Origin of the sequence: Facklamia sp. P9177, from assembly GCF_050409585.1 — a bacterium.
Lineage (GTDB): Bacteria > Bacillota > Bacilli > Lactobacillales > Aerococcaceae > Facklamia.
The window spans coordinates 1-673 of sequence record NZ_JBNUPE010000047.1 but is presented as its reverse complement, the minus strand read 5'-3'; the positions used below and the strand labels follow the sequence as shown (position 1 = coordinate 673).

Annotated in this window: 1 protein-coding gene; it reads left to right on the top strand. The window is 40.9% G+C overall.

Translation table 11 applies throughout. The features are described from left to right. Positions 1-103: 103 nt before the first annotated feature. Positions 104-475, top strand: a complete 372-nt coding sequence (locus ACQV18_RS09395) for a hypothetical protein (protein ID WP_428893014.1) — start codon at positions 104-106, stop codon at positions 473-475. The last annotated feature ends 198 nt before the right edge of the window (positions 476-673 follow it).

Genomic DNA, 673 nt, shown 5'->3' with positions numbered 1-673 from the left:
TTTTAAAATGAATAGTGTGTTGCTTTCTTTATCTGCTGTTTTTCATCTGTATAAGCACTCTATGTATGCAGAATGAGATATAATAACTACAGAAATAATAACAATGGCTAATGTACCTAGTATTGCTCAAAGCTCTTTATATAATAACTCAATTCTCACAATTTCATTTGTTACTACTATCCCATTTGGAACTCTGAATGCAGGGTTTCAAAGAATAGCACAGAGAGATAAGAAAGCCTTCCTCAGTGATCAATGCAAAGAAATAGAGGAAAACAATAGAATGGGAAAGACTAGAGATCTCTTCAAGAAAATTAGAGATACCAAGGGAACATTTCATGCAAAGATGGGCTCAATAAAGGACAGAAATGGTATGGACCTAACAGAAACAAAAGATATTAAGAAGAGGGGGCAAGAACACACAGAGTTCAGTTCAGTTCAGTCGCTCAGTCATGTCCAACTCTTTGCAACCCCATGAATCGCAGCATGCCAGGCCTCCCTGTCCATCACCAACTCCTGGAGTTCACTCAGACTCACGTCCATTGAGTCAGTGATGCCATCCAGCCATCTCATCCTGGGTCATCCCTTTCTCCTCCTGCCCCCAATCTCTCCCAGCATCACAGTCTTTTCCAATGAGTCAACTCTTCGCATGAGGTGGCCAAAGTACTGGAGTTTC

Excerpts from the sequence above, each read along its gene's own strand:
- ACQV18_RS09395 (WP_428893014.1), top strand. The coding sequence starts at position 104 with ATGGCTAATGTACCTAGTATTGCTCAAAGCTCTTTATATAATAACTCA.